The 18,224-nt window shown below is 36.8% G+C and carries 14 protein-coding genes; 6 read left to right on the top strand and 8 right to left on the bottom strand.

What is annotated here, in order from left to right:
- The first annotated feature begins 22 nt into the window (after positions 1–22).
- On the top strand, positions 23–1,114 hold the full coding sequence (locus ACNR9Q_RS11335) for a PepSY-associated TM helix domain-containing protein (protein WP_419211335.1): 1,092 nt from the start codon (positions 23–25) through the stop codon (positions 1,112–1,114).
- A 164-nt stretch (positions 1,115–1,278) separates the two neighbouring features.
- Here the strand turns inward: ACNR9Q_RS11335 and ACNR9Q_RS11330 are convergent, their stop codons facing one another.
- A complete protein-coding gene (locus ACNR9Q_RS11330; RefSeq protein WP_419211334.1) occupies positions 1,279–2,142 on the bottom strand; it encodes a glycerophosphodiester phosphodiesterase family protein in 864 nt (287 codons plus the stop codon).
- Positions 2,143–2,211: 69 nt separating this feature from the next.
- Positions 2,212–4,416 carry a hypothetical protein gene (locus ACNR9Q_RS11325; protein WP_419211333.1) on the bottom strand — a complete coding sequence of 735 codons (2,205 nt, stop codon included), beginning with the start codon at positions 4,414–4,416 and terminating at the stop codon, positions 2,212–2,214.
- A gap of 373 nt (positions 4,417–4,789) precedes the next feature.
- Here ACNR9Q_RS11325 and ACNR9Q_RS11320 point away from each other — a divergent pair, with 373 nt between their 5' ends.
- Positions 4,790–6,763 (top strand): hypothetical protein, encoded by a 1,974-nt coding sequence (locus ACNR9Q_RS11320; protein ID WP_419211332.1) that lies wholly within the window; start codon positions 4,790–4,792, stop codon positions 6,761–6,763.
- Positions 6,764–6,857: 94 nt separating this feature from the next.
- Positions 6,858–8,057 (top strand): hypothetical protein, encoded by a 1,200-nt coding sequence (locus ACNR9Q_RS11315; RefSeq protein ID WP_419211331.1) that lies wholly within the window; start codon positions 6,858–6,860, stop codon positions 8,055–8,057.
- Positions 8,058–8,182: 125 nt separating this feature from the next.
- Here ACNR9Q_RS11315 and ACNR9Q_RS11310 read toward each other — a convergent pair whose 3' ends face one another.
- The 4 genes from ACNR9Q_RS11310 to ACNR9Q_RS11295 all read right to left on the bottom strand — a co-directional run bounded on the left by ACNR9Q_RS11310 (position 8,183) and on the right by ACNR9Q_RS11295 (position 13,179).
- Complete coding sequence (locus tag ACNR9Q_RS11310) at positions 8,183–9,583, bottom strand: fibronectin type III domain-containing protein (RefSeq protein ID WP_419211330.1); 1,401 nt, start codon at positions 9,581–9,583, stop codon at positions 8,183–8,185.
- A gap of 72 nt (positions 9,584–9,655) precedes the next feature.
- Entirely contained in the window at positions 9,656–10,654 is a 999-nt protein-coding gene (locus tag ACNR9Q_RS11305; protein ID WP_419211329.1) for a Gfo/Idh/MocA family protein, read from the bottom strand.
- Positions 10,655–10,709: 55 nt separating this feature from the next.
- Entirely contained in the window at positions 10,710–12,188 is a 1,479-nt protein-coding gene (locus ACNR9Q_RS11300; protein ID WP_419211328.1) for a sodium:solute symporter family transporter, read from the bottom strand.
- A 79-nt stretch (positions 12,189–12,267) separates the two neighbouring features.
- Positions 12,268–13,179, bottom strand: coding sequence for a dihydrodipicolinate synthase family protein (locus ACNR9Q_RS11295; protein WP_419211327.1), 912 nt, complete (start codon positions 13,177–13,179; stop codon positions 12,268–12,270).
- A 139-nt stretch (positions 13,180–13,318) separates the two neighbouring features.
- Between ACNR9Q_RS11295 and ACNR9Q_RS11290 the strand changes: the two genes are divergently transcribed.
- Complete coding sequence (locus ACNR9Q_RS11290) at positions 13,319–14,167, top strand: AraC family transcriptional regulator (protein ID WP_419211326.1); 849 nt, start codon at positions 13,319–13,321, stop codon at positions 14,165–14,167.
- A gap of 154 nt (positions 14,168–14,321) precedes the next feature.
- Here the strand turns inward: ACNR9Q_RS11290 and ACNR9Q_RS11285 are convergent, their stop codons facing one another.
- Together ACNR9Q_RS11285 and ACNR9Q_RS11280 are read right to left on the bottom strand one after the other, a co-directional pair.
- Complete coding sequence (locus tag ACNR9Q_RS11285; protein WP_419211325.1) at positions 14,322–15,596, bottom strand: hypothetical protein; 1,275 nt, start codon at positions 15,594–15,596, stop codon at positions 14,322–14,324.
- Between the two features lie 36 nt (positions 15,597–15,632).
- The gene (locus ACNR9Q_RS11280; RefSeq protein ID WP_419211324.1) at positions 15,633–16,148 is read right to left on the bottom strand and encodes a hypothetical protein; all 516 of its coding nucleotides are present in this window, start codon (positions 16,146–16,148) and stop codon (positions 15,633–15,635) included.
- A gap of 189 nt (positions 16,149–16,337) precedes the next feature.
- Here ACNR9Q_RS11280 and ACNR9Q_RS11275 point away from each other — a divergent pair, with 189 nt between their 5' ends.
- On the top strand, positions 16,338–16,550 hold the full coding sequence (locus ACNR9Q_RS11275; RefSeq protein ID WP_419211323.1) for a hypothetical protein: 213 nt from the start codon (positions 16,338–16,340) through the stop codon (positions 16,548–16,550).
- A 327-nt stretch (positions 16,551–16,877) separates the two neighbouring features.
- The gene (locus tag ACNR9Q_RS11270; RefSeq protein ID WP_419211322.1) at positions 16,878–17,960 is read left to right on the top strand and encodes a sialidase family protein; all 1,083 of its coding nucleotides are present in this window, start codon (positions 16,878–16,880) and stop codon (positions 17,958–17,960) included.
- Positions 17,961–18,224 lie beyond the last annotated feature (264 nt).

Here is an 18,224-nt window from a genome sequence, read left to right as displayed (position 1 = left end):
TATTACTTTAATATAGCTATTATTGGTACTCTTTAATAAAACAATACGGAAAATACACCTCTGGCTTGGAATTACTTGCGGACTGATAGCATCCTTTTCAGGACTCACAGGCTCGCTATACGTTTGGCAACCAGAAATAACAGCAGCTCTCAACCCCAAATTACTAAAAGTTGAGAATAATGAAAATATTAAGGAGGAAACACTTTTAAAATCAGCCGTATCTTTAATAAAAACCCACAATGATAGTATAGATAAAATTATTCTTCCGTATCGTGAACAGCAAACCACAGCAATTCAGTTTAAAAACGGAAAAAAGTGCTACTACCACCCCGTTACCACTGAATTTTTAGGTGAAAAATCGGCCTCTATATCTTTTTTTGAAAACCTATTAAATCTGCATCGTACTTTAGGAATTCCCAAAATGGGCAAGTACATCATAGGAACCAGTGCAATTATTTTCTTTCTAATGCTAATAACTTCTGGCGTTTATATTTGGTGGAATGCTTATGCCAATAACTTGAAACAAGGCCTCAAATTAAAATGGAAGGCAAAAAAGAAAAAGCGTAATTATGATCTTCACAAGGTATTCGGAATCTATTTTTTTATCCCGCTAATTATGATAGCATTTAGTGGTTCGTATTTTACCTATAGTGCATCCTATAAAAAGGCTTTGGGTATTTTTGATAGACCGAACAATAATTTAACAGCACTACAAAAAAACAATAGTAAGGACTTTTCAACCCTTAATGAGACTTTATTTAACTCCAATGAAGATTATGCTTTACGTGCTATTTATTTCCCAAAAGATGGAACTGATAATTATCGATTACGATATATAAAGAACCGTTCGATAAAAGCGGGGTATCGAAAAACAAAAGAGATAGAAATAACTAAAAACGGACTAAGAACAACCTTGTCAGATTTTAAATCGGATTCTAACAGCAATCGGATCGCCGCACAATTCTATCCTATTCATATTGGTGAAATTGCAGGTATTTTCGGTAGGGTTTTGGTCTTCATTTCTGGCTTTGTACCATTGGTGTTGTTTATCACGGGTTTTAGAATATTTCTTTTAAAAAAGAATAGAGGTTTGAAAAGAAAATGCGTTGGCTAACTTTTTTCAGAAGAGCATTCAGTAATCGTCCATGATTTAATAAGAACCACCATATGATTCTAACATGCTTATATTGAGTAAGAAGTTTTAAAAAATAAGTAGTTCTTTCAAGCGGATAGCTGACAAGACATTTCACCTAAAAACCATCTACAATAACCGTCCTATTAATTGTGTAATCCTTTATACCTTAAAAGTTCCAATAACATTTTTGGCTCATCCGTCTGTATAATGTTAACACCATTTTTTATTAATTCTTGAAGTACTTCTTCTCCCTTACCGTATCTTATCTGTGCATCTTCTTGTCCCAAGGTATTGATCCAAATTCTTGAATTATTTTTTTTCAATAAATCACCAACCTCTTGTGTGTTAAAGTTTGAATCTATATGTACTACAGGGGGAGCAAATCTTACAAGGGCAGAATCGGCCATTTGCAAGGAATACGCCCTAGGCATAAGCTGCGCCGATTTGTCGAATTGCCGAATTGATTCCAATTGGTCATAATCGTTATCAAAATAAAATACGTTGTTCTCGATTCCAAGCTCATGAACTGCCTTCAAAATTCCTTCTACATTATCGGTTTTCATATCTACATCTACCATGATTTTCCCTTTTACAACTTTTAAAAATTCTTCAAAGGTCGGCACTGATTCTTCACTTATTCTACCGTACGGAGCTTTTAATTTATAAGACTTTATCTCGGCCAAAGTCATCTCTTCGACCTTACCCGTTCCGGTAGTCGTACGATCTATTGAACTGTCGTGCATTAAAATTAAGTGACCATCTTTTGTTGTTTTTACATCAGCCTCAATAATATCCACCCCTAATTCTATCGCTTTCAAGGAAGAGGCGATTGAATTCTCAAAATTATCCATATGTGCACCACGATGTGCCGCGACCAAAACTGTTTTCGAATTTGGATTTTTAAACGCCGCTATAGTAGTAGAAAGGTCTGTAGCCGTTTTTGAACTTGAACATGCCAATCCTAAAAAAAGGACAATTAAAACAGCTATTTTTTTTACACTTTTCATATTGAATTAATTAGTTAACTGGTTTTTATTCTAGGTTATAATTGCTTGGTGAGGTAAATGAAACTTGACCTAGTCCTTAACAGGTGCGCTTATAGCATTAACATATCTACCCACCCAATACGGAAGTAAATAAATATAAGGTGCGTACTCCCGAGTCCCATCACTACCCCCATCATTTCTATAGGCCCCGTTATGCAAATGTAAAGTACGCTCGTCGCCAGGCAGTACTTCCGAATAGGTCTGGTCCCTAAAGTTCGGTTCCAATCTTTTTAAATCTTTTCGTTTACTATTGTCTATTTTCCAATCGATAAGATCCATTGGAAACTCGCGCAACCACCAAGCGGACGCTTCACTATCGATATTTTTACCGCCAGATAGCGCATAAAGATAATTCCAAAGTGGGTTTTTTTCTGTCCGCTCAAGTTCCCAATGACTTTTTACGGCTTCAAAATGTGCATCTTTCTGCTGTTCATTCAACGAATAATTGACAAAAGCCGGAGCGGTCAGAAAATACATTTCATCATCAGAATGGTTCCATTTATCACTTAAATCTTCACCTTCCACGAAACCGATTACTGAAGCAGGTCGATTCGCATTTTCGTCATACCCATATTTTCGAATCAATTTTTCAGCTTCCTTTTTATATTTATTGTCTTTTGTAAAATGATATGCAGTTTGTAAGAACGACAAAATGAGCGTTGAATTCAATCGTCTATCACCAACATTGATAGGAAAGTTATTCACATACTTTGGATTCCACCTCCCCCAAGCCGTAGGCTCACCATTCCAATCGACTAAATACCAATCATTATCGATAATATGATCCATCTGTATTTTTATTTGATGTATTGCCCTGTCCCGCCAAGCTTTATCGGGCGCCAATTCGGCAAATAGCGCATATACAAAAAAGTGTCCGCATGACTCATCGCTACTTGTAGTCGATTTCCAACGCCAGATACCATCATCGGATAATCGCCAAATCCTTCCTTTTTCCGCAACATGCTTTTTGTACCATTCTTCCGAAAAACCATTGGCATGAAGACCCGTCTCATATCCGTCCCTTTCAAAAGACCTTGCTGGAAATCCTTTTAGGTCTGGAAGGCTTGTTAACCGTTCCATGGCTTCAAATGTTTCGTATGCATTTTGCTTGGCATCTTCTGATTTTGTCACCGCATATCTAAACAATTCACCAGCCAAATACATTGATGTCCAAAGTCCATCATTATCCGTGTCGTGATTATAACCAGTGGAAAGATCCCCAGAAGTCTCTAAAGTCAAATCAGATGTAAAACCATAGCGTATATGGCGCAAACGTTGTATTTCTTGGAAGTAATCGGCTTTCTCTGCTAAAGTCATGTGCACAAAGTTAATCTTGCTCATACCCTCTTTAGTCAATATCAAAATAGAATTGTCTGGGCCTTCTTCTATATCGACTACATAATCATCTACCAACCATCGTTTTGAAGCATAGTAATCGTACTTTCCATCTTTTCTAAGTTTAAAGGCTCCTTTAGTTGACCCGAACCATAGGGCTCCTTTGATAAGTTCTAAGCTAGTTATACCTGTCCAAGGCAATTTTTGATTTGTCTTGTTTAGAGCAAAAGTTTTACGGTTCAAGGATAATACTCCATCAGCGGTTCCTAAAATTATCTCGTCATTGTAAATACAGAGGGCCGTTAAATTGGCCGCGCTATATACTTTTTCCAAAGTTTTCGAGGCTATGTCCAACCTGTATAAGAAATCCTTGCTCAGTATCAGAAAAAATCCTGTGTGGGTATCATACTCCAATGCTATTGGCTGTAAATTTTTTATCGAAGTATTCCAAATGCTTTGATTCTTTTTAAAAACACTCAAATCGTTTTCGCCGGCCACCAAGGTCAAAAAATCTGCACCTATAGCCATACGTTTAGGGTTTTGAACACCATGCTCTATATAGAACTTACCCGCCCATGCGTTACTCAAAACAGCTTCGTCCGTCAAGTATGCAAATTGCTCCTTATACCGTACCATGCTTATAATATCCATATCGGTCAAAGGGCGGTATTGTAAATCTCTTCTAAGATTTTTATCGTAAGGTTGTAGTAACCCACGGTTAGAAAGTATTTTAACAGCTCTATTTCTATCGCCAGTGACTTGCAACAATTCAGCAGACTTCAACTCTTCGCTCAATTCGAATTTTTCTGCAAAGTCTTGTAAAAAAGCTTGATCAGTATACTTTTGGGCAGATGCGGAAAGGGAGATTAAAAAACATAATCGGATCAAATATTCTTTCATAAAACAGGTAGATGGTAAGGCTGATAAAAATAAACGTATCGAGCAGTATTCATCTCATTATTCTTGATCAATACCTATAGCATATTAACCCTTTTTACTCCTTCTTAGTTGTGCAGATTAAAAGAAACCTATTCAGGTTAAGTAGTTGTTAACAAAACGAAATATTTAGGTTTTACTATAGTTTAATGACCTACGTAATCAATTCAATGTATGGGGAAAATAAAATCATCTAAAAAAAAAGGTTTTTCTAGTGTAAATATTGATGTAAATATTCCATGTAAAATCATCAAGAATGACGAAAGCAATCTTCACCTTATTATTTAGATTTACGCCATTCAAGCATTAAATGGATCTATATATAAGTAGCAATAACATGAAGAAAATTATTTTCGTACTAGGATGGGTGATATGTAGTTCCTGTAAAGAACAACAAAAACCAATAGCCTTGCAGGAAACTCAAAAACCCCGGTTTGAAAGATTAGCTTATAACAATCCTGATCTAACCGTAGACTTAGGGGTTGGACTATGGGCCTCCCCCCTACCTATGGATTACGATAATGATGGTGACTATGACTTACTAGTTTCTTGTAGTGATATGCCCTTCAATGGTATTTTCTTTTTTGAGAACACAAGCGGTAGTTCATTTCCAGTTTTCGCTCCCGCTGTTAAAATTAGTGACGACCCCATAAAACATATACAAGTATCCTATGTCGATGGGAAACCGCGTTTTCTAAGGCCCGGCGAAGAGTTAATGGATTTTAAAAATACTTTTACCGACAAACCTGTTGCTCTGTATCCCGGTGATGCCTTTGAAAAACTTCATACCAAAATTAGATTCAACCAATGGAAATATGTAGACTATGAAAATGACGGTGATCTTGATATTATAGTAGGAATTCAGGATGGTGAAGATTATGGATGGGACAACGCATTTGACGACAAGGGTAATTGGACCAACGGACCACTTCACGGTTATGTCTATTTAATTGAAAACGCAAACGGAACTTATATACTAAAGGACAAAATTTTTGCAGGTGGAAAACCTATCGATGTTTACGGTGCCCCAACCCCAAACTTTGATGACTACGATAATGATGGTGACCTTGACATTATTTGTGGTGAATTCATGGATAAATTTACATGGTTCGAAAATATCGGTACACGAGAAAAACCAAAATATGCTCATGGTAGATACTTGGAAAACAATATGGGCATTATAACCATGGATCTAGAAATGATCCTACCCGTTTCTTTAGACTGGGACAAGGATGGTGATATCGATCTAGTCGTGGGGGATGAAGACGGTCGGGTCGCTTTTGTAGAAAATACCGGAAAATCATTAAATGGAATGCCTGTTTTTAACAATCCAAAATACTTTCAGCAAAAAGCGGAGCATGTAAAATTTGGTGCACTGGCAACCCCTTTTAGCACCGATTGGGACGATGATGGTGATGAAGACCTCATTTGTGGTAACTCTGCTGGCTATATTGCCTTTATTGAAAACTTGGATGGACAAGATACCCCAAAATGGGATGCGCCCAAATTACTTTCTTCCGTAAACGGTACAATTCGAATCCAAGCTGGAGAAAACGGTTCTATACAAGGGCCTTGTGAAGCCAAATGGGGCTACACCACCTTATCGGTAGAAGATTGGAACAATGACGGCTTAAAGGATATTATCCTAAACTCTATTTGGGGCAAAGTCGTTTGGTATGAAAACATAGGCACAAAGGGAAAACCTAAACTCGGTCCTGAAAAACCTATTTACGTAGCATGGGAAGGAGAAACACCCAAACCAGATTGGTACTGGTGGGAGCCCGAACCCAACACCTTAGCGACCCAATGGAGGACAACCCCTACAGCCATAGATTGGAATAAAGATGGCCTTACCGATTTAGTGATGTTGGATCACGAGGGATATCTAAGTTTTTATGAGCGGTATAAAAAAGGTGATGAGCTTTTACTTAAGCCAGGCCAACGAATTTTTAGTTCTGGTAACGGCACATTTGATCGAAAGAATACAGTAGTAGACACAGCGAATGGTCCGTTGCGATTAAATGCTGAAAAATATGGTTCTAGCGGAAGACGAAAATTAGCATTTGGTGATTGGGATCAAGATGGTGACATTGATATTTTGGTCAATGGCATCAATGCAGTACTACTTGAAAATATGGGTGAAGATGCAAAATCAAAAACGGTTAGCTTTAATTTTAAAGGTGATTTATCGGATAAAAAGCTTGCTGGTCATACCACCAGTCCAACCATAGTTAACTGGGACAATAAAGGAAAACCCGATTTGCTCCTTGGTGCCGAAGATGGTTATTTCTATTATTGGAAAAACGAATGATATATTGAATTATACCTTTTTGTATGATTAAAGCAATCTTTATGAAACATGTTGTTATTATCGCAACTTGTTTAAAATTAAATTTCACAACTAAATGACCCATACACTAAAATTAAAAACAATTTCGCTTCTTTTTCCATCACTTTTGTGTCTATTTATAAGTTGTAATGAGGTGTTTTCTCAAAAAAAAGGTACTCCAGAAATCTATTTAGATCCTATTTTCAAGGTTAATTACAGTGATGCTACGGCCGATAAACCCCAATCAAAATCATGGACAAACGATTATGGACAATGGATAGTAGTAGGTGACGAAGACGGCCCTAAGCTTTTAAAAAAAGACACTCTAGGCTGGACGAGCCAATCCACTATCAATCAAGTATGGCATAATCTACCAAGCAGAGCCGACGTATGGGCTAAAGACAATGATGCCCATATCGTTTTAGTTAGCGAATGTACTTTAAACGTAGTACGAATAACATACTCTAAAGAGCAAGAGACCTATAAACATAAATGGAAGGCTAATCTGCCTATTCCAAAAGAATGCCATTCTATGGAAACGGCTACCATAACCCAAGATTCTAAAGGCCAGTTTTGGGTTTGTGCAGACATGAACGAAAAAATTATGGTTTGGCATTCTTTTGATGGTAGTGATTGGTCGAATCCATTCGCACTTACTGATGACATCAATAAAGATGATATTTCTTTAATCGTCCATCTAAAAAAACAAGTATCCGTAATTTGGTCAAACCAAAACACAGAAACCATAAATGAAATGATTCATTATGATGGTGACGATATTAGGAACTGGTCAACACCCATAATTGTGCAGAAAGGTGACAACAACACAGACGATCATTTAAATGCAACCGTATTTAAGAATGGTGAACTAGCCCTAGTCACCAAAAATAGTGTAGACAAAATAAATCAACCCCAATTTGTTTTTCGGTTTAGGGATAAAAAAGGTAAATGGACTAACATACCTTACGAAGTTCTTACTTCAGACATAAGCCTAAGTCGTCCTATTATTAATCACGTACAATCTGGGAAAATATTTGAAGTACATACAGTGAAAAATAAAAGTAATAAGCGGTATCACCTATCGGTAAATCAAATAGTCTTAAAAAAAGGCCAATGGCAGTTTAAGGAACTTATTCAACTAAAAACCAAAATCAATGGAAAAAATGGTGATGCAACTTCAAGCAAAGCCAGCTTTTCGGCAAATCAGGTAAAACTCATATTTTTCTCTGATAATCTCGGTAATATTTATTCCTTTAACCTTGATAACTTGCTCTAAATATCATCTTTCAGTAATTATAAATATACTTTTAGGATACACCCTAAAACGAGGTTAGATCAATTATAGATCTATAGTGTTTTCAGAACCATTGTTTAATTACTGATAATTTTACAGCTACATACCTAGTTAGGCTTTATAAAATCACTTTTCAACCGTGTAGGGCTATCGGGCACCTTGTTGATCAATTTCTTTTTACCATTCTTTTTTATGATTTCAAAGGCATCATATAAGGTGCCAATTGGTGTATAGGCACCATATTTAATAGAATTTTCCGCAACCGTTATTATCTGAAATAGTTGTGTGTACTCACCTCTTCGTACCATCCATTCTTGGTCCTTAGACTCGTACATTTTAGGACCACTGACGGACACGGCGTAAACAGTACCTGCATCTTTTACAACGGTTAAACCTCTTCCTTCGTTTTCCGGAAAACCTCTGGCATAGGTATGGTCGTGGCCTTGCAAAACCAGATCGACGCCATATTTGTCAATTAAAGGTTTTAGGGCATCTCTAAGCTCTTTATTGTCCCTGCCTTTAGCAGTTGAATAAATAGGATAATGTGTGGTTATCGTTATCCACTTTTTTGTATTTGATTGCAACACAGAATCAAGCCATTTTACTTGTGCCAAGCGCGCTTCTTCACTTTCGTCGAAACCCTCGCTATCAATAGAAATCAACTTCATGTCTTGATAATCGATAACAAAACAGGTTTCTTTCAATGCTTCAATGGGCCCATTTTCAGGCAGGGTAAATTGTGGTCTCCATAAAGAAGTTAACACCCCATCTCGGTATTCATGATTACCAGGTGTCATGACACTTGGAACGGTGGCATGAATAAAACTACCGGCATGAAACCATTCGCCCCACTCCATATTAGCATCTCTATCATTTATTAGGTCTCCGGCATGTAACATGAAATCTACTTGTGGAAATTGACGGTATGAGCTGCGAATAACCCTAGACCACAATGATTTTACGTTGTTTTGTGCATCTCCAAAATAAATAAAACTAAATGGTTCTTTCATATCGGTGCGGGCGGTGGTAATTTGAAACCATTCGCTCCAATAACCATCATCCTTACTTCCATCACCTACTCTGTATAAATAAGTTGTATTGGGCTGTAAATTTTCAATTAATGCAGAATGATAGAAGGCCTTAACAAGAGGTTCATTTCGATTTTGATTCTCGAATTTTTCAGAATTCGCTATGATTCTTTGAACGTTACCCAATAAAAATTCAGGCCCATCGGTTGCCAAAGCCACCTCTACAACCCCATTGGACACCTGTTGATCGGTACGCCAATTCACAGCAAAACTATGTGCAGCATCAACAGTGAGATTCGATATAATACGATCTGGTGTCTTTGACGGATATAATAACTTATGGAAAGGAATAGATAGATGTTCCATATAATGTGAATGACCGCTATGCTCCTCACCATTAGCATGCTTATGTTGTGCGTATAGTGTAAAATTCCCTATTATCACTATCAAAATAAGTGTAAGATTTTTTAAAATTTTCATATTAATTAATTGTAGATTCAAAATGATTTTTATGCTTGATTAAATTCACTGCTTAAGGCACCTTTTTTATTGCTATTCTTCTTGGGTTTTAACACGCCTTCCTAATGAATGGCTTTCGCGTAATTTCTCTAACACGATCATATTGTTTACGCTATCATTCAACTGTAGCGGTATAGTGCTATTTTCTAATATAGCTGCCGAAAAAGCATCCACTTGTAACGTATATTGGTCACATATTTCAAATTCAAACTCGGTAACTATATCATCCTTGGTAAGCCATAGTTTAGAGGACCTATCGTTTGGTGGATTAAAAGGCAGCTCAAATCGTATGCTACCTTTGGTTCCAAAAATCTGAGCTTGTTGCGTGTTATCCAATTGCGTAGCGCAAAAAAAAGACGAACTCCCATTTTCAAATTCAAGAATTCCTGTAGCTAATATATCTATTTCGTAGGCTGGGTGATATTCGATAGAAGCTAAGACACTTTTAGGCTCTGATTTGAACAATAGACGTGAAACGGAAATGGAATAGCAACCAATATCCATCAAACTACCTCCCCCAAATTCTTTACTATTGGTAATACTTTCTTTAGCGTCATCAAAAAAGCTAAATGAGGAATTTATCATTTTCAAAGTGCCGATCTCTCCTGCATCAATGAGTTCTATGGTTTTTTTCCACTGCGGATGAAATTTGTACATAAAAGCTTCCATGACTTTTATATCTGGATGGTTTTTGGCTTCATTCATTAAAACCAAAGTCTGTTGGCTACTTAAAGCGATCGGTTTTTCTATTAAAACATGTTTTCTTGCTTGGATGGCTTTAATAGCCCATTCGACATGTAGATTATTAGGCAACGGAATGTACACGGCATGAATTTCATCATCGGTAAGCAACTCTTCATAAGAACCAAAGTACTTGGGTACCTTAAACTTTTTAGCTGTCTTCTCCGCCTTCGCTATACTACGTGAAGCAATCGCCACTAATTCGCTCAGCTCACTTTTTAACATTGCTGGAATCATCTGCTCCACAGCTATCGTGGCCGTCCCTAAAATGCCCCATTTAATTTTTTCCATGTTATCCAAGTAGTCCCAATAATCCTATAGGACTCAATTTTATATATCCTGTACCCTATTTTTTGATTTTATTGAACAGCACAAAAACAAGTGCCAACAGTATCAATCCGGCGGTAGCAACGGCACCCACGATGATTGAATCTAAAGTACACTCCAGCCATTTGAAACTCGTTGGCAGATCCCTTATAAACGTTCCCCAAATAATGATGAGGATACTAAATAGAACCGAAATAATACCTTGTGATCGCTTAAGTTTAACGTTGAATATGGCCAGCAAGAACAAGCCCAATATTCCACCTCCGAATATTCCTGAAATTTGCCACCAAATATCCAGCGCGCTTTCGGCATTAATCAACAAAAGGCTAAAAATAATCCCAAGAAATCCCCATACTACTGTGACTATACGCAAGAAATTAATACTGTTTTTTTCACTGGCATTGGGTCTAAAGTATTTTTTATAATAATCAAGGTATACTACAGTAGCCGATGAATTCAAAGCAGAATCTACGGTACTCATAGAGGCTGCGAGAATGGCTGCTATAATTAACCCCTTAAGACCGATTGGTAATTCAGTAGCGATGAAAAATGGAAAAACCTCATCACCTTTCAAAATAGAACCGTCTAAAATATGTGAAGGTCCTGAATAAAATGCGAACATAGCGGTACCTATATAAAGGAATACAGCCGTTAACGGCAAATAGATCAACATTGCGATCCAAACCGATTTTTTCGCTTCTTTCTCCGTTGCGACCGCACTATACTTTTGGGTATAATTTTGATCGGCCATTAAGTTTCTTATATTTTCGGTGATTCCATAGATAATCATAACCCAAATGGTCCTACTACTCAATGAAAATGAGGTATCTCCCAAACTGAACTTGTTCAGGTCAAATGCTTTTTGAATCAAAAAATCCGGTTTTGAAAAAACCTCCGTAGTTAATATGTAAGCACTGAACAGAAGGCCACCAATCATGATGACAGATTGCATCACATCCGTCCAAATTACTGCCTCCATTCCCCCCATAAGTGTATAGGCGATCGTTAAAACCCCGATAATTAAAATCAGCATTTCAATATCAATATCTATAAAAGATGTTAGTAATAATGAAGAAAGGTATAGGATTACGGCTGTGCGCCCTACCATGAAAAGAACGAAGGACAATGACGCATATACGCGCCCCCAGTCTCCAATTTTTTCCTCTAAATATTTATATACCGAAATAATTTTATACCTACGATAGTGAGGAATAACATATTCTGTGACAAACCAGGTCACCGGAATCGCCGTAAGAGCAAATATTAAAGGGTGCCAATTGGAGTCAAAAGCTTTTCCTGGAACCGCAATATACGAGATGCTACTTGTATAAGCGCTCATTACAGCAATACCTGCGGCCCAAGCAGGTATACCTCTACCTGCAACCATAAATTCTTCAGAAGTTTTGGTCTTTCTTAAAAAGTAAACACCCATTCCTATCATTACAAGTCCGTATAGAACAAGAATAGCCGTGTCGATTGTTCCAAGCTGGTAATTCATCTTTAATTTGGTTTGGTTATGGGTTGAGATCGAAAATGTAATCTTTTAAAAGTAAACTACATGTTAAGAAATATTTTCATTAGTATAACATACTAGCATTAAACTCTTTAATATATTTCCTAATCTCTTCTCGCTCTTTACGTTCAAATCTTCTTAAAGGAAGTGCCATATAATCCTCACAGATTCCCATTACGGCCAAGGCACATTTTGTTCCTTTCGTATACCTTGACTCATATTTGCCCACATTGTAAATGGTATCGTAAAGTGCCATTACCTTTTTGTGCAATGCTTCAATTTTAACAACATTATTTTCTACTGAAGCATTATAAAGGTCAACAAACAATGCCGGAAAGAAATTGGCACCACCCGCCACCGCACCATGACCACCATGTCGTATGGTTTCTGGTAAATATGACTCGGTACCCACAATGATAGCAAACTCGGGTGAACTCTTAAAAGCAGCTATAAGAGAATATAGATAATCGATATTCCCTGAACTATCTTTTACCCCGAGGGCACCCAGTTCTTTTGCTCTCTTAAGAGTATCTATTGACAAGTGCAACTTGGTACAACTGGGCATGTTATACATCATAAAAGGCAGGGGTAATTTAGGAACTAAACACTCTAGATAGTCTACCATTTCATTTTGAGAAATAGGAAAATAATATGGCGGAGCGATTACGACTGCATCAGCACCCGCCGATTTCGAATGATGGGCCATATCCAAAGAACCCACAAATGAGGTATCGGTAATACCTACAAGTACTATCACCCTACCAGCTATATATTCACAAGCTTTCGTTATTAGTTCTTTTCGCAGTTCATAGGTTAAACTAGGCGCTTCCCCGTTCGTTCCCAATAAAAAAATACCGTGTACACCTCCACAGATTAAATGCTCTATTAGTTTTTTCAAACCCTTGTCATCAAGCTTACCATTTTCGGTCAATGGTGTAATCATTGGAGGGATTATTCCTTTTAATTCAAGACTCATATTTATATCATAATAGAACACAAAGAAACCTTAAACGAGAAGCATACACCACAATAATATTATTCAAATCTCATGTTATATTAACCTATATATTAAAAATATTATGTATTATTGAAAATAAGAGTTAAAATACCTAAATATGGAATTCATTTTTGAAAGAATATATGTTCCGAACAATCACTCTTTTATATCGAGAAAACTCCCCCTATCCTCGAATGCAAGGATACACTCACACAAAAATTTTGAACTAAACTATATTACTTCAGGTGTGGGGCGTAGAATTGTAGGAGATAATATTTCTGGTTTTGAAGCAGGAGATTTAGTTCTCTTAGGACCAGATCTACCTCACTGTTGGGAATTACTTGATAGTGAAAACAATGAACCTCCCACATGTATTGTTACTCATTTTTCTGAAAATATTGTCAATTCTGATTTTTTTAATATACCAGAGCTTGAAAAAGTAGTGGACTTACTTAAACAAGCAAACCGTGGTATTCGCTTTAAAGTTGAAAATGATACCGAAATACGTGAGGTTTTAAGTGCTATGTCAGAAACAAAAGGTTTGGAATATTATATCGGATTATTAAAAATTTTCAATAACCTTTTAAAAATAGAAGACCGTGAAAAATTATCGAATCCGACGAACCAGTCATCTGTTTTCTCAAAAAACATTGATAAAATCAATAAAATTTATGAATATGTATTTCAAAATATTCAAGAAGGCATTAAGTTAGAGGAAGCTGCTGCTGTTCTCAATATGGCTCCGAGCTCATTTTGCCGGTTTTTCAAAAAGAAAACCGGTCTTACTTTTTTAGAGTATGTGAAAAATGTGAGAGTAGGAATAGCAGCTAAATTGTTAGCAGAAACCGATAAACAAATTACACAAATCTGCTTTGAGAGTGGTTATAACAATCTTGCCAACTTCAATCATTACTTTAAGTCAAATATGGGGAAAACCCCCTCTGAATATCGGAAAAATTTTAGATAATGGGCCCGATATTAGAGGTTAAATTAGATGACCAAAGTCATAAATACCATATGCAAATTTCCTGTTGATATTAAAATTGATTCTCACATCTAGCTCCAAAAGATTTAAAAAAAAGAAAAACCATTTTTTTTGCAATCTGTAGCTTATTTAATTTCTAGTGAATTAAAAATCTATTTTGACCTCCTGGGAGGCCATCGTGAAACTTAACGGCAAACAAAGCAAGAAGAGCAATAGTGATCGTAGTAAGCATTAAGTATATAATCCATTTTTTAGAATTGATTTTCCTAGAAGCGGATTCGAAAGACACCCATTTTCCTTTTTCTAACAAGAGAAAAATCAGAATAATATTAACTATATATAAATGATGGTTCAAAACCATATGCCCCGCGAATATCCCCGTTACCACATAACTTAGTATCCCATATGTACTTAGGTATACAACAAGTAACAAAGCTACCTCTTTTCTTTCATACCGTTGTAAGTGCAATTTCCAAATTAATATTGCCGCCATGAGTATCAAGAGAACAGCAGCGAAAATGGTACTTGTAAGAGCTACGGACTCCACTGAGGGCAAATCGCCTAAGCGCTGGACCAAATGTTCATAAGTAAGGGACTCTCGATATACAATTAGTGGAATGAACACTAAAAGAACAAATAACGCCATCCAGTTGGCCCATTTTTTGGTTTTTGTTTCATCGATAGGCCATATAGAGCTAAAAATACCATAGGCCATACCACAACCACCAAAAAAGCCTACACTATATTCCATGACGTTCCACATATTAAACGGTACTTCCATTGTCGTTCCTATAATCTGTAAAAAATTACCGAATGCAAAACCGATCCCCCCGCCAAAAGCCGAAAACACAGCCGCTCTTATGGGCGAATTTCTATTTTCACGTGCCATATGCCACAACATCGCCAAACCAGCCCCCAATATCAGCGCCCATGCTTCAGAACGTGGAGGCGTCATTTTAAAACCGATCTGTTCGATAAGAAAAAAATAGCTAATCAAGGCCCCGGCCACCATTTCTGATAGTAAAGCTCCCCAATGCACCTTTTTCTGTGGGGTCGAGTCAAGGACCATTCCAACCATGCCCCCTCCCAATAAACCAAAGAGAGACCCTATAACGAAGAGCATTCCCAATCCATAAAAAGCATTTATAAAATTATCGGCACGACCATACCCTACCACCATCCCATAACTGATCATTCCCCCTGCACCCCATCCTATCGCAGCGGCCAGGGCAACAAGTATCATTTTATCGTACCAATCTTTTCTTTTAGATACCAGAACAACTGCAAGTCCCCCTATTGCACCAGCCCAAGCAGCACCTTGCTCATGCCCGAATTGACCCCTAATTGCCCAAGCAGTGGCTAATGACAGGGCCACGATTAAAATTCCGGAAGTTTGTTTTTTAAAACCCATAAATTCTTGTTTTTAAAATTTCACCATATATTCTCCTTATACCTTTTCAAGGTTCGACCAAATGATTATATTTTGCCGACTTAGGTTATGGTTCCATTTTATTGGTGCTAACAACTTACTGTCATGTAAAACTTTATTTGGATTCTTGGAAGGATGAATTCGGAGAATATGTGGAATTTTATCACGTATAAATTTAATTAGTAGTTCTTTTTTCTTCTCTATATAAGAAACCTCAGTTTCTTGAGAGGTTTTGGTATGGTAGTATCCAAAGGAATTTTCATGGTCTAGAAATAGTAAAAGGGTAAAGTATACATCTGATGAACTATCTACTAAAAGAGTATAACCACGTTTAATGTCTGGTGAAACAATAAGTCCTTCTTTAATATAGACTGTAAACTCATCGAGCAGAAATTCTCCTTTCAAAGTCCCAGTCCCATTAATTAGTACTGAATCCTCAAAAAAATACCTCCATTCTTCATTAGGCAAAAAAACTTTCCTGTTTTTTATGCCTAGATAAATTGAAGCGATTTTATAAGTAACCTTTAATTGCATACCTACAAATTAACCATATTGAAGTCCCGAAAACTAGCAGAATTTTATTCGAAACATGTCATATTTTAACCTAATTAGAGTTCATTTGTATTTTAAAATAATCTCATTATTCCTAAATAATTTATTCATACGTCGCTAGCAAGTAATTGATTTACAAATCAGTTAAAAGTAATTTCCGATTTTAAGGAATTGTTTCAAAAACTACAACCTGGCCTTACTGAGATTATTTTCCATCCTTCTGAATTCACGGAAAATCTTAAAGGTATTACGAATTCATGGCAGCAAAGATCATGGGAATCACAAATGTTCTCAGACCCAGACCTTGTTCAATTTTTCAAGAATGAAGAAATCATTTTCACAAACTGGATGGAAATTATGGAACGGTTCAATAGTCAAAAATAATTCGTGACTATTGTCATTATTCGATTCAAAAAATCAAATAAACTACCTCGGTGCAAGCACACGAGGTGTTGAATGGAAATTCATGTTTGATTTCGACGCAAGCTTCGGAGCATTTAAATCTCGATTATCGAATAAATGAATAGTCAATATTTAATGTATATCAAATAAAATAGTACTGGCTCTTTACCTCTTTATTAGGTTTATTTGTAAGCATATCAAATACATAGCCAATACCATTTGCTCTGGTTTGTAATGGCTACCTCGTTAGTTTTAATTTATAGCTTTTTACATCAACTTAAAATTCCGACCATACTTAAAATTATAAAAATGAGAACAACTTTTTTATTTGCCCTTACAATAACACTTTTTGCTTGCAAGGAGAAGCAATTTCATTTACCCGAAGTTTTACCCATTGACCATCCAGCAATAGTTACGCAAGAATTCATATACGAGCTAGAAAACGCTTTGACTCCAGAATGCCATGCGTCAACAGTCGAGGTTAGTAATGGTGTTGTCGTTGCTTCATGGTTTGGTGGTACCAAGGAAAAAAATAAGGATGTTGGTATTTGGGTTTCCCGTAAAATCGATGGTAACTGGACCACTCCCGTAGAAGTTGTAAATGGAATGCAAAAAGATGGAATTCAATATCCATGCTGGAACCCGGTACTGTTTAAACCTAAAGGAGAACCATTGTATTTATATTATAAAGTTGGTCCGAGTCCACAAGAATGGTGGGGTCTCCAAATGATTTCAAATGACGATGGTAAAACGTGGTCAAAACCTACACTATTAAAGGAAGGGATATTGGGACCGATAAAAAACCAACCTATTCAACTAACTGACGGTGTCATACTTTCACCATCAAGTAATGAAAGTACAGATGGGAATTGGACCATTCACATAGAAACGAGCCCTGACAGCGCAAAAACTTGGACAAGCTCAGGACCATTGAACAATCCTAAAAATCTAGGAGCCATTCAACCGGCCATATTGAACTACGGAGATGGAAAACTTCAATTGTTAAGTCGCACTAAAAATGAAGTGATCAGTGAAAATTGGTCTATCGATAATGGAAAAACTTGGGGGGAAACGAAAGCGACGGCGCTCCCAAATCCCAACTCGGGAATAGATGCCGTTACTTTAAAAGATGGCCGTCAGTTACTGGTATACAATCCTACAGGCAAAAACTGGGGCGATCGCGTACCACTGAGTATCGCCCTATCTACCGATGGGAAAAATTGGAAACGTGTTCTTGACTTGGAACCTCTAAGGGAAAATACCGATAACGAAGATGAAGAATATTCATATCCGACCGTCATTCAGGCAGAAGACGGTAAAATACACTTAGTATATACATGGAACCGGAAAACAGTTAAATACATCGTTTTAAATCCTAAAAAGCTACAATAAATGAAAACGAAAAAGTGGCAGTGGAAATTTTTGAGAGTTTAAGGTACACTTGTAGATGTATTTGAAATGTACGCTATTGCAAATCTTTGATGACCTCAATAAGTGAATTATAGATAAGTGGGCCCGTTTCGGGCCCTACGGAGTTCTCTTCAACATAGGTTTCTCTACGTCCCACTCACTCTTCGGTATAATATACGCTATTTAATCATTTAAGAGGCATAAGTAAACTACGCTTGGAAATATTTGTATCTTGAACTACAGAAT

The sequence above is a fragment of the Maribacter sp. X9 genome (assembly GCF_048537565.1).
Lineage (GTDB): Bacteria > Bacteroidota > Bacteroidia > Flavobacteriales > Flavobacteriaceae > Maribacter.
This window is presented reverse-complemented; position numbering and strand designations above follow the sequence as displayed.